The 22264-nt window shown below is 44.3% G+C and carries 36 protein-coding genes; 35 read left to right on the top strand and 1 reads right to left on the bottom strand.

The features are described from left to right. The first annotated feature begins 132 nt into the window (after positions 1–132). Both OCV77_RS13620 and proB read left to right on the top strand, forming a co-directional pair. A complete protein-coding gene (locus OCV77_RS13620) occupies positions 133–1551 on the top strand; it encodes an ASKHA domain-containing protein (protein ID WP_262575565.1) in 1419 nt (472 codons plus the stop codon). 115 nt (positions 1552–1666) lie between these two features. Continuing rightward, a complete protein-coding gene (gene proB / locus OCV77_RS13625; protein ID WP_262575566.1) occupies positions 1667–2470 on the top strand; it encodes a glutamate 5-kinase in 804 nt (267 codons plus the stop codon). Here the strand turns inward: proB and OCV77_RS13630 are convergent. Then, positions 2453–3694 (bottom strand): DUF1015 domain-containing protein, encoded by a 1242-nt coding sequence (locus tag OCV77_RS13630; RefSeq protein ID WP_262575568.1) that lies wholly within the window; start codon positions 3692–3694, stop codon positions 2453–2455. The two genes, proB and OCV77_RS13630, sit on opposite strands and share 18 nt — an antisense overlap. A 172-nt stretch (positions 3695–3866) precedes the next feature. Here OCV77_RS13630 and putP point away from each other — a divergent pair, with 172 nt between their 5' ends. The 33 genes from putP to OCV77_RS13795 all read left to right on the top strand — a co-directional run bounded on the left by putP (position 3867) and on the right by OCV77_RS13795 (position 22249). Then, complete coding sequence (gene putP, locus OCV77_RS13635; RefSeq protein ID WP_262575569.1) at positions 3867–5420, top strand: sodium/proline symporter PutP; 1554 nt, start codon at positions 3867–3869, stop codon at positions 5418–5420. 390 nt (positions 5421–5810) lie between these two features. Beyond that, positions 5811–6128: a 30S ribosomal protein S10 gene (gene rpsJ / locus OCV77_RS13640; RefSeq protein ID WP_118799088.1), complete on the top strand. Its 318-nt coding sequence runs from the start codon at positions 5811–5813 to the stop codon at positions 6126–6128. Positions 6129–6202: 74 nt separating this feature from the next. After that, positions 6203–6886 (top strand): 50S ribosomal protein L3, encoded by a 684-nt coding sequence (gene rplC / locus OCV77_RS13645; protein ID WP_118799089.1) that lies wholly within the window; start codon positions 6203–6205, stop codon positions 6884–6886. A 34-nt stretch (positions 6887–6920) separates the two neighbouring features. Beyond that, a complete protein-coding gene (rplD, locus tag OCV77_RS13650; protein ID WP_118799090.1) occupies positions 6921–7541 on the top strand; it encodes a 50S ribosomal protein L4 in 621 nt (206 codons plus the stop codon). After that, positions 7541–7840 carry a 50S ribosomal protein L23 gene (rplW, locus tag OCV77_RS13655; RefSeq protein WP_118799091.1) on the top strand — a complete coding sequence of 100 codons (300 nt, stop codon included), beginning with the start codon at positions 7541–7543 and terminating at the stop codon, positions 7838–7840. Before rplD ends, rplW begins: the two co-directional genes overlap by 1 nt. 81 nt (positions 7841–7921) lie before the next feature. Beyond that, positions 7922–8764, top strand: coding sequence for a 50S ribosomal protein L2 (gene rplB, locus OCV77_RS13660; protein ID WP_118799092.1), 843 nt, complete (start codon positions 7922–7924; stop codon positions 8762–8764). A gap of 19 nt (positions 8765–8783) precedes the next feature. Continuing rightward, complete coding sequence (gene rpsS, locus OCV77_RS13665) at positions 8784–9065, top strand: 30S ribosomal protein S19 (protein ID WP_022350138.1); 282 nt, start codon at positions 8784–8786, stop codon at positions 9063–9065. Between the two features lie 14 nt (positions 9066–9079). Then, a complete protein-coding gene (gene rplV, locus OCV77_RS13670; RefSeq protein WP_118799093.1) occupies positions 9080–9466 on the top strand; it encodes a 50S ribosomal protein L22 in 387 nt (128 codons plus the stop codon). Between the two features lie 12 nt (positions 9467–9478). Next, on the top strand, positions 9479–10150 hold the full coding sequence (gene rpsC / locus OCV77_RS13675) for a 30S ribosomal protein S3 (RefSeq protein WP_118799094.1): 672 nt from the start codon (positions 9479–9481) through the stop codon (positions 10148–10150). After that, positions 10150–10587: a 50S ribosomal protein L16 gene (gene rplP / locus OCV77_RS13680; protein WP_118799095.1), complete on the top strand. Its 438-nt coding sequence runs from the start codon at positions 10150–10152 to the stop codon at positions 10585–10587. The genes rpsC and rplP overlap by 1 nt, the downstream gene beginning before the upstream one ends. Continuing rightward, positions 10577–10783, top strand: coding sequence for a 50S ribosomal protein L29 (gene rpmC, locus OCV77_RS13685; protein ID WP_118799096.1), 207 nt, complete (start codon positions 10577–10579; stop codon positions 10781–10783). Before rplP ends, rpmC begins: the two co-directional genes overlap by 11 nt. A gap of 42 nt (positions 10784–10825) precedes the next feature. Then, a complete protein-coding gene (gene rpsQ, locus OCV77_RS13690; protein ID WP_118799097.1) occupies positions 10826–11080 on the top strand; it encodes a 30S ribosomal protein S17 in 255 nt (84 codons plus the stop codon). 38 nt (positions 11081–11118) lie between these two features. Next, positions 11119–11487: a 50S ribosomal protein L14 gene (rplN, locus tag OCV77_RS13695; RefSeq protein WP_118799098.1), complete on the top strand. Its 369-nt coding sequence runs from the start codon at positions 11119–11121 to the stop codon at positions 11485–11487. 12 nt (positions 11488–11499) lie between these two features. Further along, positions 11500–11811, top strand: coding sequence for a 50S ribosomal protein L24 (gene rplX / locus OCV77_RS13700; RefSeq protein WP_118799099.1), 312 nt, complete (start codon positions 11500–11502; stop codon positions 11809–11811). Positions 11812–11835: 24 nt separating this feature from the next. After that, the gene (gene rplE / locus OCV77_RS13705) at positions 11836–12375 is read left to right on the top strand and encodes a 50S ribosomal protein L5 (RefSeq protein WP_118799100.1); all 540 of its coding nucleotides are present in this window, start codon (positions 11836–11838) and stop codon (positions 12373–12375) included. Between the two features lie 20 nt (positions 12376–12395). Further along, the gene (locus OCV77_RS13710; RefSeq protein WP_118799101.1) at positions 12396–12581 is read left to right on the top strand and encodes a type Z 30S ribosomal protein S14; all 186 of its coding nucleotides are present in this window, start codon (positions 12396–12398) and stop codon (positions 12579–12581) included. A gap of 25 nt (positions 12582–12606) precedes the next feature. Next, positions 12607–13008, top strand: a complete 402-nt coding sequence (gene rpsH / locus OCV77_RS13715) for a 30S ribosomal protein S8 (RefSeq protein WP_118799102.1) — start codon at positions 12607–12609, stop codon at positions 13006–13008. Positions 13009–13054: 46 nt separating this feature from the next. After that, complete coding sequence (gene rplF, locus OCV77_RS13720) at positions 13055–13597, top strand: 50S ribosomal protein L6 (protein ID WP_118799103.1); 543 nt, start codon at positions 13055–13057, stop codon at positions 13595–13597. A gap of 20 nt (positions 13598–13617) precedes the next feature. After that, entirely contained in the window at positions 13618–13986 is a 369-nt protein-coding gene (gene rplR / locus OCV77_RS13725) for a 50S ribosomal protein L18 (protein ID WP_118799104.1), read from the top strand. Between the two features lie 19 nt (positions 13987–14005). After that, the gene (gene rpsE, locus OCV77_RS13730) at positions 14006–14512 is read left to right on the top strand and encodes a 30S ribosomal protein S5 (protein ID WP_262575574.1); all 507 of its coding nucleotides are present in this window, start codon (positions 14006–14008) and stop codon (positions 14510–14512) included. A 13-nt stretch (positions 14513–14525) separates the two neighbouring features. Next, positions 14526–14714 (top strand): 50S ribosomal protein L30, encoded by a 189-nt coding sequence (gene rpmD / locus OCV77_RS13735; RefSeq protein WP_118799106.1) that lies wholly within the window; start codon positions 14526–14528, stop codon positions 14712–14714. A gap of 29 nt (positions 14715–14743) precedes the next feature. Next, positions 14744–15184: a 50S ribosomal protein L15 gene (gene rplO / locus OCV77_RS13740; RefSeq protein WP_118799124.1), complete on the top strand. Its 441-nt coding sequence runs from the start codon at positions 14744–14746 to the stop codon at positions 15182–15184. Continuing rightward, the gene (secY, locus tag OCV77_RS13745; protein ID WP_262575575.1) at positions 15184–16497 is read left to right on the top strand and encodes a preprotein translocase subunit SecY; all 1314 of its coding nucleotides are present in this window, start codon (positions 15184–15186) and stop codon (positions 16495–16497) included. The genes rplO and secY overlap by 1 nt, the downstream gene beginning before the upstream one ends. A 71-nt stretch (positions 16498–16568) precedes the next feature. Beyond that, positions 16569–17210 carry an adenylate kinase gene (locus OCV77_RS13750; protein WP_118799108.1) on the top strand — a complete coding sequence of 214 codons (642 nt, stop codon included), beginning with the start codon at positions 16569–16571 and terminating at the stop codon, positions 17208–17210. Between the two features lie 44 nt (positions 17211–17254). Next, positions 17255–18022 (top strand): type I methionyl aminopeptidase, encoded by a 768-nt coding sequence (gene map, locus OCV77_RS13755; protein WP_262575576.1) that lies wholly within the window; start codon positions 17255–17257, stop codon positions 18020–18022. A gap of 15 nt (positions 18023–18037) precedes the next feature. Continuing rightward, a complete protein-coding gene (locus OCV77_RS13760) occupies positions 18038–18310 on the top strand; it encodes a KOW domain-containing RNA-binding protein (protein WP_118799110.1) in 273 nt (90 codons plus the stop codon). Continuing rightward, the gene (gene infA / locus OCV77_RS13765) at positions 18303–18521 is read left to right on the top strand and encodes a translation initiation factor IF-1 (RefSeq protein WP_118799111.1); all 219 of its coding nucleotides are present in this window, start codon (positions 18303–18305) and stop codon (positions 18519–18521) included. Before OCV77_RS13760 ends, infA begins: the two co-directional genes overlap by 8 nt. A gap of 70 nt (positions 18522–18591) precedes the next feature. Beyond that, positions 18592–18705 (top strand): 50S ribosomal protein L36, encoded by a 114-nt coding sequence (gene rpmJ, locus OCV77_RS13770; RefSeq protein ID WP_031271335.1) that lies wholly within the window; start codon positions 18592–18594, stop codon positions 18703–18705. A 293-nt stretch (positions 18706–18998) separates the two neighbouring features. Beyond that, positions 18999–19367, top strand: a complete 369-nt coding sequence (gene rpsM, locus OCV77_RS13775) for a 30S ribosomal protein S13 (RefSeq protein ID WP_118799112.1) — start codon at positions 18999–19001, stop codon at positions 19365–19367. Positions 19368–19397: 30 nt separating this feature from the next. Continuing rightward, positions 19398–19799: a 30S ribosomal protein S11 gene (gene rpsK / locus OCV77_RS13780; protein ID WP_118799113.1), complete on the top strand. Its 402-nt coding sequence runs from the start codon at positions 19398–19400 to the stop codon at positions 19797–19799. A gap of 89 nt (positions 19800–19888) precedes the next feature. Then, positions 19889–20482, top strand: a complete 594-nt coding sequence (rpsD, locus tag OCV77_RS13785; protein ID WP_118799114.1) for a 30S ribosomal protein S4 — start codon at positions 19889–19891, stop codon at positions 20480–20482. Between the two features lie 78 nt (positions 20483–20560). After that, on the top strand, positions 20561–21517 hold the full coding sequence (locus tag OCV77_RS13790; protein ID WP_118799115.1) for a DNA-directed RNA polymerase subunit alpha: 957 nt from the start codon (positions 20561–20563) through the stop codon (positions 21515–21517). Between the two features lie 195 nt (positions 21518–21712). Next, on the top strand, positions 21713–22249 hold the full coding sequence (locus tag OCV77_RS13795; protein ID WP_118799116.1) for a bL17 family ribosomal protein: 537 nt from the start codon (positions 21713–21715) through the stop codon (positions 22247–22249). Positions 22250–22264: the final 15 nt, after the last annotated feature.

The raw sequence follows: 22264 nt of genomic DNA on the forward strand, positions 1-22264 counted from the left end.
GGTATTCTTCTATATAGATGATAGTGAAAGCAGAAGGAAAAAGCAAGCAAATACTGAAATTCCCATGTAAGGACGGGGAAAAGTGTGGTACACTGACAAAAGGAAATATGTCATTGGCAAAGGGAAGCATATATGGGAAATAAAGCAGGCAGACGGTGCGCAGGCTGCAGGAAGGAAAGCTGCAATGGCTGCAGTCTTTTTAACAGAATACAGAATCCGAAGGACCGGGAGGTGATCTTCCCGGAAGACTTTGTACCGGATCCCCGGCAGGGCTTTGGGATCGCTTTTGACGTGGGAACGACCACACTGGCAGCACTTCTCTTTGATCTTACAGACGGCCATCAGCTTGGGGCACTGACCGGTGTGAATCCGGGACGGTTTGCCGGAGCAGATGTGATCAGCCGGATCACCTATGCGGCAGGATCAGAGGAAAATGCCAAAAGGCTGCAAGGCACTCTGATCCGCAGGTTGGATGAAATGGCCGAGGCACTTGCAGATGGAAAAGAAATAAGCAGAGTTACAGTGGCAGGCAATACGGCTATGTGTGAGAGTCTTCTTGGAATCTCCGTTGAGGGCCTCTGCAGGGCACCCTTTCATAAGGACTATCAGGGCTGCTGCAGCAAAAAAGGAGAGGAGCTTGGATTTTCCTTTTTAAAGGCTGCAGAGATATTAGTACTGCCTTCTATAGATGGTTATGTCGGGGCAGATGCTCTTTCTGTGTATACATGGGTGAAAGCCATGGATGGGAGAAAAAAGATATTGGCAGTGGATATTGGAACCAACGGAGAGGTTCTGCTGTTTGGGGAAGACAGGGATTTTGCCTGCTCAGCGGCAGCAGGACCGGCACTGGAGGGAGCTGCGGTCCTGCAGGGAATGGGGGCTGTAGAAGGTGCAATCCGGAAGGTAGCTCTGACGGGAAGGTTTCCCATGCAGGATCTGGCATGTCAGGTGATCGGAGGAGGGGAAGCGAAGGGAATCTGTGGTTCCGGTCTTATCAGTGCCCTTTCTCAGCTTGTCCGGATCGGGGTGATTGATGAAAGCGGATATATCAGAAATGCAAAGGAGCTGCGAAGGATGGGAGTTCCCGTAAGGATCTGCCAGAGAGTCAGAGAAGATGGAGAAGCAGGTGAGAGAAGGATCCTGCTTTCGGGAGAAGTGCTTCAAAAGCCTGTTTTTCTTACAGCCTCAGATATCAGGCAGCTTCAGCTCGCCAAGGGAGCTATCCGGGCAGGGATCGAAACCCTGCTTCAAAAGGCACAGATCCCGGCTAAGGAGCTTTGGCGGATCTATCTGACCGGTTCCTTTGGAAACAGTCTTTCAGCGGAAGATGTGACGGGAATAGGACTTCTGCCGGAAACAGAGAAGGAGAAGATCACCAGTGTCAGCAGCTGTGCCGGCATGGGGGCAGCCATGGCGCTTCTTTCCGGCCAGGTGCAAAGAAAGATGGAAGAGGATGCGGAAAAGATCTGTCATGTGGAGCTTGCCGGCGAACCGGATTTCCAGGAAAGATTTCTGAAGGAGATGAATTTTAAAGGAAATGAGGTTCACTGAATTTCCACCGGATTTTCAGGCAGAGATTGACGAAGCTTTAACGCGGGAGTATGATAAAGCGTGGTGCAGTGCAGACCTGAGGACAGGTTGAAAACAGAGAAAAGAGGATGGAAGAGTGGACAGAAGCTTTTTGAAGGATAAAAAAAGAATTGTTGTGAAGATCGGTACTTCCACGATCACGCATACCAGTACCGGAAATTTAAATCTTGGCAAGCTGGAAAGACTGGTGCGGATGCTGACTGATATCAGGAACCAGGATAAGGAAGTGGTAGTGGTTTCCTCCGGAGCCATCGGCGCAGGAAGAAAAGCACTGGGAATCAAGGAAAGACCGAAGACTCTTTCTGTAAAGCAGGCATGTGCTGCAGTAGGACAGGCAAGACTGATGATGATCTATCAGAAGCTGTTTGCAGAATATAACCAGACCATTGCGCAGATCCTGATCACCAAGAGGATCATGCTCAATGAGATCAGCAAAGCCAATGCGGAGAACACCTTTGCTGAGCTTCTTCATATGGAGGTTATTCCTATTGTAAATGAAAATGACCCGATTTCTACAGATCAGATCCAGGAAGAAAATTTTGGTGATAATGATACGCTTTCTGCTAATGTGGCTGAGCTTGTAAAGGCGGATCTGCTGATCCTGCTATCAGATATTAACGGACTGTATACGGATGATCCAAGAACCAATAAGAACGCAAAGCTGATTCCATATGTAGACCATATTGATGCTGCACTGGAAAGCATGGCCAAGGGGGCAGACAGTAATTATGGAACCGGCGGCATGACGACCAAGATCGCAGCTGCCAAGATTGCTGCAGAAGCAGGCGTTGACATGGTGATCGCCAACGGTGAGCATCTGAGCAATATCAGCAGGATCTTAAATGGTGAAGAGATAGGAACTCTATTCAAGGCTATGTAGGAAGAGACCGCTTCGGAGCTTTGGCTCAAACCAGGTGGATTTGGGCGGCATCAGAAGACCGGCATCCGCTACCTGGAACAGCTCCTGCATGGAAGTGGGATACATGGAAAAGGCAATTTCCATATCAGAGGAAGCCCTTTTTTCCAGCTCCTGTAAGCCACGGATACCCCCAACAAAATCAATGCGTTTGTCTGTCCTGGGATCTCCGATCCCAAGGATCGGTGCAAGAAGATGATCCTGCAGAATGGAAACATCCAGCCCTTTGATCGGATCCTCCGAGAGAAGGGCTTTTTTTGCGGTCAGCAGATACCAGCTTCCATGCAGATACATACCGAAGGTGCCTTTTTCTTTGGGAGATACGGCGTTCTTCTCCATATCGCAAATGGAAAAGCCGGCATCATGGACAGCCTGCAGGAATTCTTCATCAGTATGGCTGTTCAGATCCTTTACTACACGGTTATAAGGCAGGATCTTAAGCTGATCATCCGGGAAAAGAACAGAAAGGAAACGGTTGAATTCTTCCTGCCCGGTGTAGCTTTTCTTTTCTTCCCTGCGCTTTAATCCAACCTTGACAGCAGAGGCACAGCGGTGATGCCCATCAGCAATATAGGTACAGGGCAGCTCTTTAAATAAGGAAGAAAGGGCTTCTGTAACAGCAGGAGAAGCAGCTTTCCATGCCCGGTGTCCGATCCCGTCAGGGGAAACAAAATCATAAAGAGGGGCATCCTTTTTGCACAGGTCTACGATCTCGTTGATCTCTGCTTTGGATCTGTACGCCAGAAAGATAGGACCGGTATGGGTATTGGTCGTATCTACATGACGGATCCGGTCAATCTCCTTTTCTTCCCTGGTGTTTTCATGCTTCCTGATCGTTCCGGCCAGATAATCGTCAATGGAAGAGCAGCCAACGATACCGGTCTGGCTGCGTCCGTCCATGGTCAGCTCATAAATATAGAAGCAGGGCGTTTCGTCCTTTATAAAATGACCATCCTTAATTTGGGAATCCAGAAGCTCTCTGGCTTTTTGGTATACCCGGTCATCGTAGGTATCAATATCAGCAGCGAGCATGGTCTCTGCCCTGTCGATGGCAAGGAAAGAAAGAGGTTCCCTTCTGACCTCCTCAAGGGCTTCGTTTCTGTTATATACATCATAGGGAAGGGCGGCAATCCGGTCTGCAAGAGCAGGATCCGGTCTGATTCCCTTAAAGGGGGTAACTGATGGCATATAGATTCTCCTTTTTCTTCCGGTTAATTTTTAACTATTATATAATGGGTCCGAAAGAAAAACAAGCAACGGAAGGTTATACTTGACGCATGCCGTCAATTCGTTTATATTTGTATACATGTATATTGCATAAATATACGGGCAAAAGACAACAGATTATGAGGAGGACATTATGACAGGAAATTCACTTGGATTTGTCATTCTGGCATTTGTACTGTATCTTCTGATGATGGTCATCATCGGCGCATTATATGCGAAGAAGAATAGTACCACAGAGGATTATTTTTTAGGAGGCAGAAGCCTTGGCGGCTTTGTGGCAGCACTGTCTGCGCAGGCATCTGATATGAGCGGCTGGCTGCTGATGGGACTGCCGGGTTCTATTTATGCACTTGGAACGGGACAGGCATGGATCGCTATCGGACTTTTTATCGGAACTGTACTGAACTGGATCTTTATTTCAGGAAGACTTCGCAGGTATACGATCAGGGCGAACAATTCACTGACCCTTCCGACCTACTTTGAGAACAGATTTCATGATAAGAAAAAAGTACTTCTTTTCATTTCGTCTGTGACAATTGTTATCTTCTTCCTGGTATATACAGCATCAGCACTGGCAGCGGGAGGCAAGCTTTTTACTTCCGTATTTAATGTAGATTATAAACTGGCGCTGACAATCGGCGCCGTTGTTATCCTGACCTACACCTTTCTTGGCGGTTTTATGGCTGTTTGCGTTACTGACTTTGTTCAGGGAACACTGATGCTGATCGCACTGCTTGCTGTACCGATCATGGCATACAGTATCGTAGGCGGTGGAAATGTCATGAGCACACTGGATGCCAGTGGCGTTGCAGGCGGCAGTGCAGCGTACTTAAGCCTTTTTTCCAATGGCGGAGAGGCCTATAAGGCAGTAGATATCATTTCAGGACTTGCATGGGGACTTGGTTACTGTGGCATGCCCCATATCCTGGTCCGCTTTATGGCTGTACGAAATGAAAAGGAACTGAAGAAATCCAAAGGCATTGCTATTATATGGGTATTTATTTCCCTGGCATGCGCGTGGGTCATTGGTATTCTCGGAAGAGCTTACCTGTTCCCGGAGGTACTGACAGGTGGAGAAGAAGAAAAAGTATTTATCAAAATGATTATCAAGCTGTTCAGCGAAGATGTGAAGCTTCCTCTGATCGGCGGATTCTTCCTCTGCGGAATCCTGGCAGCAATCATGTCAACAGCAGATTCTCAGCTCCTTGTCAGCGCTTCCAGTGTAGCGGAGGATATTGTGAAGGGTATTATCAAGAAGGATGCAGATGAAAAGCAGATCTTCAGGATCAGCCGTTATACTGTGCTGGTGATTGCAGTATTGGCCTACATCATCGCCCTGAACCCGAATAACTCCATTATGGGACTTGTTTCCAATGCCTGGGCAGGTCTTGGTGCAGCCTTCGGTCCTACTGTACTGTTATCTCTTTATTGGAAGAGAACCAATTTCCAGGGAGCAGTAGCAGGTATTGCCAGCGGAGCCCTGACTGTTATCGCGTGGGATTATCTTCCTATTATAAGTGGACAGACCATCGGGGCAGCTACCGGGTTATATTCCCTGGCAGTTGGATTTCCTGTGAGCCTTCTCTTCATTATTATAGTGAGCCTCTTAACACCTCCTCCGACAGAAGAGATGGTTACAGAGTTTGAAGATGTCAGTAAGAGAAAAATTGATTTTGATCAGGAGTAGAAACAGTTCAGCTCTCTGAAAAATTGCTGAAAAAAATTTAAAAATGGTATTGCATTCTCATGCCACATCGTTTATACTAATAGACGCTGTGGCATGATAGCTGTGAAGCGTGAGGTTGCTGCGGATCCGAAAGGAAGCGCAGGTTTTCCGTGGAGCGAATGTCAAGAGTTCTGCCAGGTGGCAGAACGAAAGAACCTGACGGCAAGTCACTGTACAAACGTAAGTCTGTAAAGAAACAGAAACACGTGTGTTAAGAATGCAGAACCTTAAGAAGCTGAGTCCTTTGGATCCGGCATTTTGCGTGGGAGAGCAGGACACACACGGAAGAGTGTACAGTCACCGCTTGTCGTACTTATCAATAAAAAGTGCGAAAAGGAGGCGACTTTTTTTATGGCAAGTCAAGTAATGAGAATCACACTCAAGGCTTATGACCATCAGCTTGTTGATGCGTCTGCCAAAAAAATCATCGAAACAGTTAAGAAGAATGGAGCACAGGTGAGCGGCCCTGTACCGCTTCCTACTAAAAAGGAAGTTGTTACAATCTTAAGAGCAGTTCACAAGTATAAGGACTCCAGAGAGCAGTTCGAACAGAGAACTCACAAGAGACTGATCGATATCATTACACCTACACCCAAGACTGTAGATGCTCTGCAGAGACTTGAGATGCCTGCCGGTGTATATATCGACATCAAGATGAAGAACAAGTAAGAAGCAGGCAGAAAACTCTAATCACTAGAATGGCCCGATAGCGGCCCGCTGTAGAATCAAATGGAGGAAAAGAAATGAAAAAAGGTATTTTAGCTACCAAAGTCGGAATGACTCAAATCTTCAATGAAGACGGAACATTAGTTCCTGTTACAGTACTTCAGGCTGGACCCTGTGTAGTAACACAGGTTAAGACCGTAGAGAATGACGGTTACAGCGCAGTACAGGTTGGATTTGTTGACAAGAAAGAAAAGGCTGTTAACAAAGACAAGGCTGGAAAGAAGGAAGTAATCCACAGACACGGCGTTAACAAAGCATTAAAGGGACACTTCGAAAAGGCTGGCGTATCCTGCAAGAGATACATCAGAGAGTTCCGCTTTGAAAATGCAGAGGAGTATACACTCGGAAGCGAAATTAAAGCCGATATGTTTGCAGCCGGAGATAAGATTGATGCATCTGCTATTTCCAAAGGTAAGGGATTCCAGGGCGCAATCAAGAGACTCGGTCAGCACAGAGGTCCCATGGCTCATGGTTCCAAATTCCATCGTCATCAGGGTTCCAACGGTGCATGTTCATCACCGAGCCGTGTATTCAAAGGCAAAGGAATGCCCGGTCACATGGGCTGCGTAAAGGTTACCGTACAGAACCTTGAGGTTGTACGTGTAGATGCAGAGAACAATCTGCTTCTGGTAAAGGGTGCAGTACCCGGACCTAAGAAAGCCTTAGTGACAATCAAAGAAACTGTAAAGGCTAATGCATAAGCAGCCTGAAAGATGAAAGGAGGACCATTCAGAAATGGCAAACGTATCTGTTTATAATATGGAAGGCAAGGAAGTTGGCACAATCGAATTAAACGATGCGGTATTTGGTGTTAAAGTAAATGAGCACCTGGTACACATGGCAGTTGTACAGCAGCTTGCTAATAATCGTCAGGGAACACAGAAAGCAAAGACTCGCTCTGAAGTTTCCGGTGGCGGAAGAAAACCCTGGAGACAGAAAGGAACCGGTCATGCAAGACAGGGTTCAACAAGATCTCCCCAGTGGACAGGCGGCGGCGTAGTATTCGCACCCGTACCGAGAGATTATTCCTTCAAGTTAAACAAGAAGGAAAAGAGAGCAGCTCTTAAGTCCGCTCTTACAAGCAGAGTAGAGGCTGGCAAGCTGATCGTGGTTGACGAGCTGAAGTTCGATGAGATCAAGACAAAGAAGTTCCAGGCAGTTCTTGATAACTTAAAGGTAAGCAAGGCTCTGGTTGTTCTTGCAGAGAACGATGAAAAGGTTGTTATGTCAGCAAGAAACATCCCTGCTGTAAAGACAGCACTCACCAATACAATTAATGTATATGACATTTTAAAGGGCGATACACTGGTTCTTACAAAGGACGCAGTCGCTAAGATCGAGGAGGTGTATGCATAATGGCAGCAATTCAGTATTATGACGTTATCCTTAAGCCGGTTGTTACCGAAAAGAGTATGGCTGGCATGAGCGAAAAGAAATATACTTTTCTTGTTCACCCCGAAGCAAATAAGACAATGATCAAAGAAGCTGTTGAGAAGATGTTCGAAGGTGCAAAGGTTAAGAAAGTAAACACCATGAACCTCGATGGAAAGACCAAGAGACGTGGAATGACCTTCGGTCAGACAGCAAAGACAAAGAAAGCTATCGTATGGCTTACAGAGGACAGCAAGGACATCGAGATCTTTGCAGGACTGTAAGATCCGGTAACAGGTAAAAGTCAGTTAAATATGCACAAACAAGTGCGATAAGAAATGTAGAACTCGAAAGGAGAAAAAGAAATGGGAATTAAGAGTTATAACCCATATACACCTTCCAGAAGAAATATGACCGGTTCTGATTTCTCAGAGATCACAAAGAAGACTCCTGAAAAGGCTCTTTGCGTATCCCTTGACAAGAACGCTGGTCGTAACAATCAGGGTAAGATCACAGTAAGACACCGCGGAGGCGGTTCCAGAAGAAAATACAGACTGGTAGACTTTAAGAGAAACGCTAAGGACGGCGTTCCCGCAACAGTAATCGGAATCGAGTACGATCCCAACAGAACAGCAAACATCGCACTGATCTGCTATGCAGACGGTGAAAAGGCTTATATCCTTGCTCCCGAAGGACTGACAGATGGCATGAAGGTCATGAACGGTCCTGAAGCAGAAGTAAGAGTTGGTAACTGCCTTCCTTTGGCAGCTATCCCGGTTGGTACCCAGGTACACAACATCGAGCTTCATCCCGGCAAGGGCGGTCAGCTGGTTCGTTCCGCTGGTAACAGCGCACAGCTGATGGCAAAAGAAGGTAAGTATGCAACACTTCGTCTTCCTTCAGGCGAAATGAGAATGGTTCCTCTTGAATGCAGAGCAACCGTAGGTGTTGTTGGTAATGTAGACCACAGCCTGATCAACATCGGTAAGGCTGGACGTAAGCGTCATATGGGTATCCGTCCTACAGTCCGCGGTTCCGTTATGAACCCGAATGACCATCCTCATGGTGGTGGTGAAGGTAAGACCGGTATCGGACGTCCGGGTCCCTGCACACCTTGGGGCAAGCCTGCTCTTGGCCTTAAGACCCGTAAGAGAAAAGCTTCTGACAAGCTGATTGTAAGAAGAAGAAACGGTAAGGCTATTAAATAATTAAGGAGGAGAGAAGAAAATGGCTAGATCACTGAAAAAAGGACCTTTTGCAGATGCAAGTTTACTGAAAAAAGTAGATGCAATGAATGCAGCAGGACAGAAGCAGGTCATCAAGACCTGGTCCCGTCGTTCTACAATCTTCCCCTCTTTTGTGGGACACACATTTGCAGTACACGACGGAAGAAAGCATGTGCCTGTATATGTAACAGAAGATATGGTTGGACATAAGTTAGGCGAATTCGTGGCAACCAGAACCTATAGAGGACACGGAAAAGACGAAAAGAAGTCAAAAGTAAGATAAGGAGGTTTTTGGCAATGGCAAAAGGACATAGATCCCAGATTAAAAGAGAAAGAAATGCGCAGAAAGATACAAGACCTTCAGCTAAGTTATCTTATGCAAGAGTGTCTGTACAGAAAGCATGTTTCGTTTTAGATGCCATCAGGGGCAAAGATGTTACAACAGCCCTGGCAATTTTAGAGTATAATCCCAGATATGCTTCCAGCATCATCAAGAAGTTGCTTGAGTCTGCTATCGCAAATGCAGAGAACAACAACGGAATGAATGTAGAAAACCTTTATATTGCAGAATGCTATGCAGATAAGGGACCTACTATGAAGCGTGTAAAACCGAGAGCACAGGGAAGGGCTTACAGAATCGAGAAGAGAATGAGCCACATCACAGTTGTGCTTGATGAAAGATAGGAGGAAGAGTAAATGGGACAGAAAGTTAATCCCCACGGCATGAGAGTCGGTGTTATTAAGGATTGGGATTCTAAATGGTATGCAGATGCAGAGTTTTCTGATTACCTTGTTGAAGACTATAACATCAGAAAATTCCTGAAGAAGAAATTATACAGTGCCGGCATTTCCAAGATTGAGATCGAAAGAGCAGCAGGCAGAGTAAAGGTTATCATCTACACAGCTAAGCCCGGTGTTGTAATCGGTAAGGGCGGTGCAGAAATCGAAGTTACCAAGAAGGAACTTTCCAAGCTGACCGGCAAGAAAGTACTTGTTGATATCAAAGAGATCAAGAGACCTGACAGAGATGCACAGCTTGTTGCAGAGAATATCGCACAGCAGCTTGAGAACCGTGTATCCTTCAGACGTGCTATGAAGTCCTGCATGGGCAGAACCATGAAGGCTGGCGCTCTTGGTATTAAGACTTCCTGCTCAGGACGTCTTGGCGGAGCTGATATGGCCCGTACAGAATTCTACAGCGACGGAACTATCCCGCTTCAGACATTACGTGCTGATATCGAGTATGGTTTCGCAGAAGCAAATACAACCTACGGTAAGGTAGGCGTTAAAGTATGGATCTACAAGGGTGAAGTACTTCCTACTAAGAAGAATGAAGAAAAAACAGTGCAGGAAGGGAGCGATAAATAATGTTAATGCCTAAAAGAGTTAAACGTCGTAAACAGTTCCGTGGCACCATGAGAGGAAAAGCAACCCGTGGCAACACAATTTCTTACGGTGATTTCGGTATTGTAGCATTAGAGCCTTGCTGGATCAAGTCAAACCAGATCGAGGCAGCCCGTATTGCTATGACACGTTATGTAAAGCGTGGCGGTAAGGTTTGGATCAAGATTTTCCCTGACAAGCCGGTAACAGCTAAGCCTGCTGAAACTCGTATGGGTTCCGGTAAAGGTGCATTAGAGTACTGGGTAGCAGTAGTAAAGCCCGGCCGTGTAATGTTTGAAATCTCAGGAGTAGCCGAAGAAACAGCTAGAGAAGCATTAAGACTTGCAACTCACAAGCTTCCCTGCAAGTGCAAGATCGTTTCTAAGGCAGACTTGGAAGGCGGTGTATCAAATGAAGACTAACAAGTATGTAGAAGATTTAAATGCGAGATCAGCTGCAGAATTAGCACAGGATTTAGTAGCTGCTAAGAAAGAACTTTTCAATTTGAGATTCCAGAATGCAACCAACCAGCTGGATAATACAGCAAGAATTAAAGAAGTAAGAAAAAACATTGCAAGAATTCAGACCGTTATTACAAAGAAGCAGAAAGAAGCTTAAGGTTGTAAACTGAATTTCAAGAAAGGAAAGGAGACTTAAGTCGTGGAAAGAAATTTAAGAAAAACACGTACCGGTAAAGTTATCAGTGATAAGATGGATAAGACAATCGTTGTTGCTATCGAAGAGCACGTTAAGCATCCTCTTTACAAGAAGGTTGTTAAGAATACCTACAAGTTAAAGGCACATGATGAGAACAACGAATGCCATATCGGAGATACTGTTAAAGTTATGGAAACAAGACCTTTATCCAAGGATAAGAGATGGAGACTTGTTGAGATCGTAGAGAAAGCCAAATAGCATAAGGCTATGGATAGTAATTTTGGAAGGAGATTAGCATGATTCAACAGGAAAGTAGACTGAAGGTCGCTGATAACACAGGTGCTAAGGAAATCCTCTGCATCAGAGTTATGGGCGGTTCTACAAGAAGATATGCACAGATCGGCGATGTGATCGTTGCTACTGTTAAAGATGCAACACCAGGCGGCGTTGTAAAGAAGGGTGATGTAGTAAAGGCTGTAGTTGTCCGCTCTGTAAAAGGCGCACGTCGTAAGGACGGTTCCTATATTAGATTTGACGAAAATGCTGCTGTTATCATTAAAGATGATAAGACTCCCAGAGGAACCCGTATTTTTGGACCGGTAGCAAGAGAGCTTCGTGAGAAACAGTTCATGAAAATTGTTTCCCTGGCTCCCGAAGTATTATAGGAGGATACAGGCATGGCAAGCTTAAAAATTAAAAAGGGCGATACCGTTAAGGTTATCGCCGGTAAAGATAACGGAAAAGAAGGCAAGGTGCTTTCTGTAGACGCTAAGAACCATAAGGTTGTTGTAGAGGGTGTTGGCGTTGTTACAAAACACACAAAGCCTTCAGCAGCTAACCAGAATGGTGGAATTATTCAAAAAGAAGCTCCCATTGATATTTCAAACGTAATGCTCGTTCACAACGGAAAGACTACAAGAGTAGGCTTCAAGATTGAAGGCGACAAGAAGGTACGTTTTGCAAAGTCAACTGGCGAAGTAATTGACTAATTCTTGGAAAGGAGAACTGGAAGCGTGAGCAGACTGAAAGATTTATATAATGATGAGATCGTAGATGCTTTAACCAAAAAGTTTGGTTATAAGAATGTGATGGAAGTACCCAAGCTTGACAAGATCGTAATCAACATGGGCGTAGGCGAAGCTAAGGATAACGCAAAGCTTCTTGAGTCCGCTGTTAAGGATCTTGAAACCATTACCGGTCAGAAGGCTGTACTTACCAGAGCAAAGAAATCTGTTGCTAACTTCAAGATCAGAGAAGGACTGGCAATCGGATGTAAGGTTACACTCCGCGGCGAGAGAATGTATGAGTTCCTTGATCGTCTTGTGAACCTGGCACTGCCTCGTGTACGTGACTTCAGAGGTGTTAACCCCAATTCATTTGATGGAAGAGGAAATTACTCCCTTGGTATCAAGGAACAGCTGATCTTCCCTGAAATCGAATATGATAAGGTTGACAAGGTAAGAGGTATGGACATCATCTTTGTTACAACAGCAAAGACTGATGAAGAAGGACGCGAGTTATTGAGATTATTCAATATGCCGTTTGCAAAGTAAGAAGGAGGTAAATAGAATCCATGGCTAAGACTTCAATGAAGATTAAACAGCAGCGTAAACCTAAATTCTCTACAAGAGAATACACACGTTGCAAAATTTGTGGACGTCCCCACTCTGTTTTGAAAAAGTACGGAATCTGCAGAATTTGCTTCCGTGAACTGGCATATAAGGGTCAGATTCCCGGTGTTAAGAAAGCAAGTTGGTAGGCAATAATTTAAGGAGGAAAAAAGAATGACAATGAGTGACCCTATTGCAGATATGCTTACAAGAATCCGTAATGCAAATACTGCAAAACACGATACAGTAGATGTTCCCTCTTCCAAAATGAAGCTCGCAATTGCAGATATTCTTGTAGAGGAAGGATACATTAAGAAATATGACCTGATCGACGAAGGAAGCTTCAAGACGATCCGCATCACATTAAAGTATGGTGCAGACAGAAATGAGAAGATCATTTCCGGATTAAAGAGAATCAGCAAGCCTGGTCTTCGTATTTATGCAGGCAAGGATGAACTCCCCAGAGTGCTTGGCGGACTCGGTATCGCTATCATCTCTACCAATCAGGGTGTCATCACAGATAAGAAAGCAAGAGAGCTTCAGGTAGGCGGGGAAGTACTCGCATACGTTTGGTAATAAGAAACTCAAAGGTTTGTTTCATTAATTTATAGGAGGTACGGGCATGTCACGTATAGGAAGAATGCCAATCGCAATTCCTGCAGGAGTTACTGTAGAGGTTGCAGAAAATAATAAAGTGACTGTAAAAGGTCCTAAAGGAACACTGGAAAGAGTGCTTCCGGCAGAAATGGAGATCACGGTTGAAGGCGCAGAAGTAATCGTTAAGAGACCCAATGATCTGAAGAAGATGAAGTCCTTACATGGTCTGACAAGAACACTGATCCACAACATGGTTGTTGGTGTTACTGATGGCTATGAGAAGAAACTGGAAGTAAACGGTGTTGGTTACAGGGCAGCAAAGTCAGGTAATAAGCTGACCTTATCTTTAGGATATTCTCATCCGGTTGAGATGATCGATCCTGAAGGAATCGAGACAGTTCTTGACGGACAGAACCTTATCATCGTAAAGGGTATTGATAAAGAAAAAGTTGGCCAATTCGCAGCTGAAATCAGAGATAAGAGAAGACCTGAGCCTTATAAGGGCAAGGGAATCAAGTATGTTGATGAGACTATCAGACGTAAAGTTGGTAAGACTGGTAAGAAATAAGAGATAAGGAGAGTGTAAAAATGGTTAGTAAGGAATCAAGACAGAAAGTTCGTGTTAAGAAGCACATGAAAATTCGTAACCGTTTCAGCGGAACAGCGCAGAGACCACGTTTAGCTGTGTTCAGAAGTAATAATCATATGTATGCTCAAATTATTGACGATACAGTTGGCAATACTTTAGTTTCAGCATCTACTCTTGAGAAGGATGTAAAGGCTGAGCTTGAAAAAACCAATAACGTTGATGCAGCAGCATATCTTGGAACTGTAATTGCTAAGAGAGCAATTGAAAAAGGTATTGATACCGTAGTCTTTGACAGAGGCGGCTTTATATACCAGGGTAAGATCGAAGCATTAGCAGATGCAGCCAGAGAAGCTGGCTTAAAATTCTAGGAAAGGAAGACGTGTAATCATGAAGAATATCATAGATGTAAGCCAGTTAGAGTTAAATGATAAAGTTGTTACCATCAAGCGTGTAACAAAGACCGTAAAGGGTGGACGTAACATGAGATTTACCGCACTTGTAGTTGTAGGCGACGGTAATGGCCATGTTGGTGCAGGACTTGGAAAGGCTGTAGAAATTCCCGAAGCTATCCGTAAGGGAAAAGAAGATGCTATGAAGCACATCGTCAGCATTCCTCTTGATGAGAACAATTCTATCACCCATGACTTCATCGGTAAGTACGGTTCCGCAAACGTTCTTTTAAAGAAGGCTCCCGATGGTACCGGTATCATCGCTGGTGGTCCTGCACGTATCGTTTGCGAACTTGCAGGTATTAAGAATATCCGTACCAAGTCACTTGGATCCAACAACAAGCAGAACGTAGTTCTTGCAACAATCGAGGGATTAAGCCAGTTAAAGACTCCTGAAGAGGTAGCAAAGAACCGCGGTAAGTCTGTAGACGAAGTATTAGCATAGGAGGGAATGTAAGATGGCAGAACAGAAAATGTTAAAGATCACATTAGTGAAATCTCCTATCGGTGCTGTTCCCAAGCAGAAGGCTACTGTAGCATCCATGGGACTTCGTAAGCTGAATAAGACAATCGTACTGCCCGATAATGCAGCTACCAGAGGACAGATTCAGCAGATCAGACATTTAGTTAAAGTAGAAGAAGCATAAATTATAGATAAGGAGGTGTCACAATGAGTATTGAATTATCCAACTTAAGCCCTGCAGAAGGTTCTGTAAAGAGTGATAATTTTAGAAGAGGTCGTGGACACGGTTCAGGAAACGGCAAGACAGCTGGTAAGGGCCACAAGGGTCAGAAAGCTCGTTCAGGAGCACCGAGACCTGGCTTTGAAGGCGGTCAGATGCCTTTATACAGAAGAATTCCCAAGAGAGGCTTTAATTGCCCCAGCCACAAGGAAATCGTGGGAATTAACTTATCTGCACTCGACAGATTCGAAGATGGCGCAGTCGTAGACGTAGACGCATTAGTAGAGTCCGGAGTTGTAAGAAACCCTAAGGATGGCGTTAAAATCCTCGGAAATGGAGATATTACCAAAAAGCTTACAGTCAAAGCAAATGCGTTCAGCGCATCCGCAAAGGAGAAGATTGAAGCTGCTGGTGGAACTGCAGAGGTGATTTAATGTTAGAAACCTTAAAAAACGCATTTAAAATCAAGGAAATTAGAAATAAGATATTATTTACATTTGCCATGCTGGTTGTGATCCGTTTAGGATCACAGCTGCCTGTGCCGGGTGTAGACAGACATTATTTTTCTAACTGGTTTGCACAGCAGACAGGTGATGCGTTCAACTTTTTTGATGCCTTTACGGGTGGATCATTCTTAAATATGTCCATTCTGGCACTCAATATCACACCCTATATTACATCCTCCATTATCATGCAGCTTCTTACCATTGCAATTCCGAAGCTGGAGGAGATGCAGAGAGACGGGGAAGAGGGAAGAAAGAAAATGGTTTCCATTACCCGTTATGTAACCGTAGGGCTTGCTTTATTTGAATCTACCGCAATGGCAATCGCATTTGGCGGCAACGGTCTCCTGGAGAATTACAATGCACTGAATGTGATTACAGTTATTGCAGCTTTAACAGCAGGTAGTGCCTTCCTTATGTGGGTAGGTGAAAGAATTACTGAAAACGGTGTTGGAAATGGTATTTCCATCGTCCTGGTAATCAACATCATTTCCCGTATTCCACAGGATCTGGCAAGTCTGTTCCAGCAGTTTGTTATCGGAAAGCCGATTGCAACCGCTGTCTGTGCAGCAGCACTGATCCTTGCGATCATTATAGGAATGGTAGTACTTGTTATTATACTGAATGACGGCGTTCGTAAGATCCCCGTTCAGTATGCGAAGAAAATGCAGGGAAGAAAAATGGTCGGCGGACAGACATCCTCTATCCCGCTGAAGATCAACACCGCTGGTGTTATTCCGATCATTTTTGCATCTTCACTGATGCAGCTTCCGATCATTATCTGCAGCTTCTTTAAGATTAATGGTACCGGAATATGGGCACATATCTTAAGAGGACTGAATTCCTCTTACTGGTGCAATCCCAAGGAACCGGTGTATTCCATAGGACTTCTGGTGTATGTTGTACTGGTTATCTTTTTCGCCTACTTCTATACATCCATTACCTTCAATCCACTTGAGATTGCAGAGAATATGAAAAAGTCCGGCGGCTTTATTCCGGGTATCAGACCTGGAAAGCCTACCAGCGAGTATCTGTCAAAGATTTTGAATTATATCATTTTCATCGGTGCAGTTGGTCTTACCATTGTTTGCATTATTCCTTATTTCTTCAATGGTATCTTCAATGCTTCCGTATCCTTTGGCGGAACAAGTCTTATCATTATCGTCAGCGTTGTGCTTGAGACAATGAAGCAGATCGAATCTCAGATGCTGGTTCGTAATTACAAAGGTTTTTTGAATGACTAAGATGAATTAAAATTTAGAGGTTGTGGGGAAGGGATTCCCCTGACCTCTATATTGCGTAATGGAGGGTAAAGATGAAGATCATCATGTTAGGCGCACCTGGAGCCGGAAAAGGCACACAGGCAAAAATGATAGCAGAGAAGTACGGTATTCCCCATATTTCTACGGGAGACATTTTCAGATACAACATCAAGAACGGTACAGAGCTTGGAAAAGAAGCTAAGAAGTACATGGATCAGGGTCTTCTTGTTCCCGATGAACTGACTGTTAAGATCCTTCTTGACCGTGTTGCCCAGGATGACTGCAAGAACGGTTATGTTCTGGATGGCTTCCCGAGAACCATTCCTCAGGCTGAAGTACTGGAAGAGGCACTGACAAAGCTTGGTGACAGGATTGATTATGCTATCAATGTAGAGGTTCCCGATGAGAACATCGTTAAGAGAATGGGTGGAAGACGCGCCTGCGTAAACTGTGGCGCAACCTATCATATTGAGCACGTTCCTCCGAAGAAGGAAGGCATCTGCGATAACTGCGGAAGTGAGCTGATCCTTCGTGATGATGATAAGCCGGAGACAGTAAAGAACCGTCTTTCTGTTTATCACAAGCAGACACAGCCATTGATCGATTTTTACAATGGCAAGGGCGTACTCAGAACTGTAGACGGAACGGTAGACATGAAGGATGTATTCAATGCTATCGTTGCTATTTTAGGTTAAGCTTCCCCGTTTTGTGAAGATGCAGACTGAAAACGGAGGCGTGTATGGCGATAACAATTAAATCTGCAAGAGAAATTGAGCTGATGCGGGAATCCTGCAGGCTGCTTTCAGAGGTTCATGACAGACTGAAGGAAGCGATCAAACCGGGGATTTCAACCTATGAAATCAATGCACTGGGAGAAAGGCTGATCAGAGGATATGGATGTGAGCCGAATTTTTTGAATTATAACGGATATCCGGCTTCCATCTGTGTATCTGTGAATGATGAGGTTGTCCATGGCATCCCGAAGAAGGAACGGATCCTTGAGGAGGGCGATATCGTCAGCCTGGATGCGGGACTGATCTATAAAGGCTATCATTCTGATGCGGCAAGAACCTATCCGGTAGGAACGGTTTCTGCAGATGTGCAGCAGCTTATGGATGTAACAAGACAGAGCTTTTTTGAAGGAATTAAATTTGCAAGGGCAGGCTGTCATTTATATGACATTTCAAGAGCCATTGATGCCTATGCAAGCAAATTTGGATATGGGATCGTCCGTGACCTTGTCGGACACGGAATCGGAACTCATCTGCATGAAGATCCACAGATTCCTAACTTCAAACAGTGGAGAAAGGGAATTAAGCTTCAGCCGGGTATGACACTTGCTATCGAGCCCATGATCAACCTTGGAACCTATGAGGTCGGATGGCTGGATGACGACTGGACCGTGGTAACTGCGGACGGACTGCCGTCAGCACATTATGAGAACACAGTCCTGGTCACAGAGGGTGATCCGGAGATACTGACACTGCCAGCCGGGGCGAAGGGCTGATGGATGAGGTGAAGAATGACAGAGATGTTTGCAATTTCCAAAGCAGGACACGATAAAGGCCAGATGTATGTTATTTTGAAAGAAGAAGGCGAATATCTTTATCTTGTGGATGGAAAGACCAGAGGTGTGGATAATCCGAAGAAAAAAAAGAAAAAGCATGTACAGCCTGTGAAAACGGGTGCTGACGAGAAGCTTGCAGAAAAAATAAAAGACATGCGCACTATATATAATGAAGAAATCAGATTTGCGATCAAAAGCAGAACAAATAAGGAGGTAGACAATGTCTAAGTCAGATGTAATCGAAATCGAAGGAACTGTAGTAGAAAAGCTTCCCAATACCATGTTCCAGGTAGAACTGGAAAACGGACACAAGGTGCTTGCCCATATCAGTGGTAAGCTGAGACAGAATTTTATCCGTATTCTTCCCGGAGATAAGGTAACTCTGGAGCTTTCTCCCTATGATTTATCCAAAGGAAGAATTATTTGGAGAGATAAATAAAAAAGCTATTGTATTTATTATAAACACATGCTATAATGTAAAACGGTCTTTTTTGAAAGGAGGGTTTAACATGAAGGTTAGATCATCAGTAAAACCGATTTGCGAAAAGTGCAAAATCATCAAGAGAAAAGGACGTATCAGAGTAATCTGCGAGAATCCGAAACACAAACAGAGACAAGGATAATCCACTGCGACAGCAGAAGGGTTCTTGTCCATTTATTATGAAAGCGGCTGCAGTGTCAGAAGACACTGATTATTCTAATAAATTGTACCAAGGAGCCTTAGGTGATTACTTGTTGATACTGGTGCGCAGTCTTTCTTCTTAATATATAAAGAGAAAGATGCATCGGAAAGATCGGAACGTCCGATTGGGCAATAGACCTGCCCCAATCAATTAGTATCAGGTATCTGTCATGAACAGATGCCGGCAGACACGAAAGCTGTGATCTGCAAAAAAGGAAAATGGAGGAAACGTAAATGGCTCGTATTGCAGGTGTTGACTTACCCAGAGAAAAACGTGTAGAGATTGGCCTTACCTATGTCTATGGAATTGGCAGAGTAAGCGCTAACAAGATTCTGGAGAAAGCAAAGGTAAATCCCGATACCCGTGTCAGAGAGCTCACTGATGATGAAGTTAAGAGAATCAGCGAAGTAATCGACGCAGAGTACATGGTAGAAGGTGATCTGAGAAGAGAAGTGGCTCTTAACATTAAGAGACTTCAGGAAATCGGATGCTACAGAGGAATCCGTCACAGAAAGGGACTTCCTGTTCGTGGTCAGAAGACAAAGACCAATGCAAGAACAAGAAAAGGTCCTAAGAGAACAGTTGCAAATAAGAAGAAGTAATTCAATTTTGAGAAAGTAGGTTAGTTTAAAATGGCAGCAGCAAAAAAAGTTACAAAAAAGGTGACAAAGAAACGTGTCAAGAAAAACGTTGAACATGGACAGGCACATATCCAGGCTTCATTTAACAATACTATCGTTACTTTAACAGATAGCGAAGGTAATGCACTGAGCTGGGCAAGTGCTGGTGGTCTTGGATTCAGAGGTTCAAGAAAATCTACTCCCTATGCAGCTCAGATGGCAGCAGAAACAGCAGCAAAGGCTGCTCTGATTCATGGTCTTAAGTCTGTAGATGTTATGGTTAAGGGACCTGGATCAGGACGTGAAGCCGCAATCCGTGCGCTGAATGCATGCGGAATTGAGGTAACCAGTATCAGAGACGTAACTCCTGTTCCTCATAACGGATGTCGTCCGCCCAAGCGTCGTAGAGTATAGTCTGCGACTCAGTCAGAAGTAAATCGTAAATCAAGTTGGAAGAAGGCGCCAGGTGCGCTGTAAACAATAATTTCAGGAGGAAATTTAAAATGGCAGTAAACAGAGTCCCCGTATTAAAGAGATGCAGATCACTTGGTCTTGAACCCGCATATCTTGGTTATGACAAGAAGTCTAACAGAACAAATGCAAGAGCAGGCAAGAAGGTAAGTGAGTACGGACTTCAGTTAAGAGAGAAGCAGAAAGCAAAGTTCATCTATGGTGTACTTGAGAAGCCTTTCAGAAACTACTATGAAAAAGCTGACAGAATGAAAGGTATGACCGGTGAAAACCTTATGGTTATGCTTGAGAGCAGACTTGACAGCGTAGTTTTTAGAATGGGATTTGCAAGAACAAGAAGAGAAGCAAGACAGATTGTTGACCATAAGCATGTACTTGTAAATGGTAAGCAGGTAAATATCCCTTCTTATCTGGTAAAGGCTGGTGACGTAATCGAAATCAGAGAGAAGTCCAAATCCTTACAGAGATATAAAGATATCCTCGAAGTAACAGCAGGAAGACTGATTCCCGAATGGATGGATGTTGACCAGGAAGCTTTCAAAGGAACAGTTAAGAACCTTCCTACAAGAGAAATGATTGATGTTCCTGTAGACGAAATGCTTATTGTCGAATTATATTCCAAGTAAAAAGCATAAAAGGTTTCACTGGCTGTATATTCTGCAGCCGGTGGAATTTACATTTGTTCGTAAAGGAGGGTATTGGCAGTGTTTGATTTTGAAAGACCAAATATTGAGGTGGCAGAAATCTCTGATGACAAGAAATATGGCAGATTTGTAGTAGAACCCCTTGAAAGAGGATACGGTATCACTCTCGGTAACTCACTGAGAAGAATCATGCTTTCATCACTTCCGGGTGCTGCAGTAAGCCAGGTCAAGATCGAAGGTGTGCTTCATGAGTTCAGTTCTATTCCCGGTGTCAAAGAGGATGTAACTGAGATCATCATGAACATCAAGAGTCTTGCTATCAGAAACAACAGCGATACAAATGAGCCAAAGACCGCATACATCGAGTATGAAGGCGAAGGCGTTGTTAAAGCATCTGATATTCAGGCCGATCAGGATATTGAGATCTTAAATCCGGATCTCCCGATCGCTACCTTAAGCGGTAAGGACACCAAGCTTTATATGGAACTCACTATCACCAAGGGTAGAGGCTATGTAAGTGCTGATAAGAATAAGAGTGCTGATCTTCCTATCGGTGTCATCGCTATTGATTCAATCTATACACCTGTTGAAAGAGTGAATGTGACTGTAGAGAATACCCGTGTGGGTCAGATCACAGACTTTGATAAATTAACACTGGACGTTTACACAAACGGAACACTGGTTCCCGACGAGGCAGTCAGCCTGGCTGCTAAAGTACTTAGCGAACACTTAAGCCTTTTCATCGACCTGTCTGAGAATGCCAAGACTGCGGAAGTTATGGTAGAGAAGGAAGAGGACGAAAAAGAAAAAGTATTGGAAATGAGCATCGACGAATTAGAGCTGTCAGTTCGTTCCTATAACTGCTTAAAGAGAGCTGGTATCAATACCGTTGAAGAATTAACAAACAAGACTTCCGAAGATATGATGAAGGTTCGTAATCTTGGTCGTAAGTCTCTTGAAGAAGTACTTGCCAAGTTAAAGGAACTGGGTCTGCAGCTGAATCCCAGTGATGAATAAATTTAACGAAGAAGAAATAGCTGCGCAGTGAATCCAAAGTGTATGTGCAGCATTCTCATCATGGAGCCTGTCGTAAGACAGACCGGTAACTGCATTCGGTAAGTAAGTCCAAAGAGCGTAGCCGGATGTACCATAATGGGCAGGAAATGCCACAATGAGAAGGGAAGAAGAGTCTTCCTTGGAAAGGAGCCTTAGATGGCAAAATACAGAAAGCTCGGAAGAACATCCGACGTAAGAAAAGCATTACTTAGAAGTCAGGTAACAGCCCTGATCGCTAACGGCAAGATCGTAACTACTCTTGCAAGAGCAAAAGAAGTTCAGAAGATTGCTGACGGACTGATCGCACTTGGCGTAAAAGAGAAGGATAACTTCGAAACCGTTAAGGTTACAGCTAAGGTTGCTGTAAAGGACAAAGACGGCAAGAGAGTAAAAGAAGTTGTTGACGGTAAGAAGGTTACCAAGTATGAGACCGTTGAGAAGGAAATCAAGAAGGATCTTCCTTCCAGAATGAATGCCAGAAGAAAAATGGTTAAGGTACTCTATTCTGTAACTGAAGTTCCTTCAACAGCAGCAGGAAAGAAGAAAGCAACCAAGGAAGTTGACCTTGTTGCAAAGCTTTTCGATGAGTATGGTGTTAAGTATGCAAACCGTAACGGTGGTTATACAAGAATCGTAAAGATTGGCCAGCGTAAGGGTGACGGTGCTATGGAAGTAGTACTTGAGCTTGTTTAATTAAAATTCATTTAA

The organism is Suilimivivens aceti, from assembly GCF_025567405.1.
GTDB lineage: Bacteria > Bacillota > Clostridia > Lachnospirales > Lachnospiraceae > Suilimivivens > Suilimivivens aceti.

Coding starts and splice junctions, on each gene's coding strand:
- rpmJ (WP_031271335.1), top strand. CDS start 18,592: ATGAAGGTTAGATCATCAGTAAAACCGATTTGCGAAAAGTGCAAAATC.
- rplW (WP_118799091.1), top strand. CDS start 7,541: ATGGCAGCAATTCAGTATTATGACGTTATCCTTAAGCCGGTTGTTACC.
- rplP (WP_118799095.1), top strand. CDS start 10,150: ATGTTAATGCCTAAAAGAGTTAAACGTCGTAAACAGTTCCGTGGCACC.
- rpsD (WP_118799114.1), top strand. CDS start 19,889: ATGGCAGTAAACAGAGTCCCCGTATTAAAGAGATGCAGATCACTTGGT.
- rpmD (WP_118799106.1), top strand. CDS start 14,526: ATGGCAGAACAGAAAATGTTAAAGATCACATTAGTGAAATCTCCTATC.
- rplV (WP_118799093.1), top strand. CDS start 9,080: ATGGCAAAAGGACATAGATCCCAGATTAAAAGAGAAAGAAATGCGCAG.
- rplN (WP_118799098.1), top strand. CDS start 11,119: ATGATTCAACAGGAAAGTAGACTGAAGGTCGCTGATAACACAGGTGCT.
- OCV77_RS13750 (WP_118799108.1), top strand. CDS start 16,569: ATGAAGATCATCATGTTAGGCGCACCTGGAGCCGGAAAAGGCACACAG.
- rpsE (WP_262575574.1), top strand. CDS start 14,006: ATGAAGAATATCATAGATGTAAGCCAGTTAGAGTTAAATGATAAAGTT.
- rplB (WP_118799092.1), top strand. CDS start 7,922: ATGGGAATTAAGAGTTATAACCCATATACACCTTCCAGAAGAAATATG.
- OCV77_RS13710 (WP_118799101.1), top strand. CDS start 12,396: ATGGCTAAGACTTCAATGAAGATTAAACAGCAGCGTAAACCTAAATTC.
- rplD (WP_118799090.1), top strand. CDS start 6,921: ATGGCAAACGTATCTGTTTATAATATGGAAGGCAAGGAAGTTGGCACA.
- rplR (WP_118799104.1), top strand. CDS start 13,618: ATGGTTAGTAAGGAATCAAGACAGAAAGTTCGTGTTAAGAAGCACATG.
- OCV77_RS13630 (WP_262575568.1), bottom strand. CDS start 3,694: ATGCCATCAGTTACCCCCTTTAAGGGAATCAGACCGGATCCTGCTCTT.
- rpsM (WP_118799112.1), top strand. CDS start 18,999: ATGGCTCGTATTGCAGGTGTTGACTTACCCAGAGAAAAACGTGTAGAG.
- putP (WP_262575569.1), top strand. CDS start 3,867: ATGACAGGAAATTCACTTGGATTTGTCATTCTGGCATTTGTACTGTAT.
- rplC (WP_118799089.1), top strand. CDS start 6,203: ATGAAAAAAGGTATTTTAGCTACCAAAGTCGGAATGACTCAAATCTTC.
- rpsK (WP_118799113.1), top strand. CDS start 19,398: ATGGCAGCAGCAAAAAAAGTTACAAAAAAGGTGACAAAGAAACGTGTC.
- secY (WP_262575575.1), top strand. CDS start 15,184: ATGTTAGAAACCTTAAAAAACGCATTTAAAATCAAGGAAATTAGAAAT.
- OCV77_RS13620 (WP_262575565.1), top strand. CDS start 133: ATGGGAAATAAAGCAGGCAGACGGTGCGCAGGCTGCAGGAAGGAAAGC.
- rplX (WP_118799099.1), top strand. CDS start 11,500: ATGGCAAGCTTAAAAATTAAAAAGGGCGATACCGTTAAGGTTATCGCC.
- rpsC (WP_118799094.1), top strand. CDS start 9,479: ATGGGACAGAAAGTTAATCCCCACGGCATGAGAGTCGGTGTTATTAAG.
- rpmC (WP_118799096.1), top strand. CDS start 10,577: ATGAAGACTAACAAGTATGTAGAAGATTTAAATGCGAGATCAGCTGCA.
- map (WP_262575576.1), top strand. CDS start 17,255: ATGGCGATAACAATTAAATCTGCAAGAGAAATTGAGCTGATGCGGGAA.
- OCV77_RS13795 (WP_118799116.1), top strand. CDS start 21,713: ATGGCAAAATACAGAAAGCTCGGAAGAACATCCGACGTAAGAAAAGCA.
- rpsJ (WP_118799088.1), top strand. CDS start 5,811: ATGGCAAGTCAAGTAATGAGAATCACACTCAAGGCTTATGACCATCAG.
- rpsS (WP_022350138.1), top strand. CDS start 8,784: ATGGCTAGATCACTGAAAAAAGGACCTTTTGCAGATGCAAGTTTACTG.
- rplF (WP_118799103.1), top strand. CDS start 13,055: ATGTCACGTATAGGAAGAATGCCAATCGCAATTCCTGCAGGAGTTACT.
- OCV77_RS13760 (WP_118799110.1), top strand. CDS start 18,038: ATGACAGAGATGTTTGCAATTTCCAAAGCAGGACACGATAAAGGCCAG.
- infA (WP_118799111.1), top strand. CDS start 18,303: ATGTCTAAGTCAGATGTAATCGAAATCGAAGGAACTGTAGTAGAAAAG.
- rpsH (WP_118799102.1), top strand. CDS start 12,607: ATGACAATGAGTGACCCTATTGCAGATATGCTTACAAGAATCCGTAAT.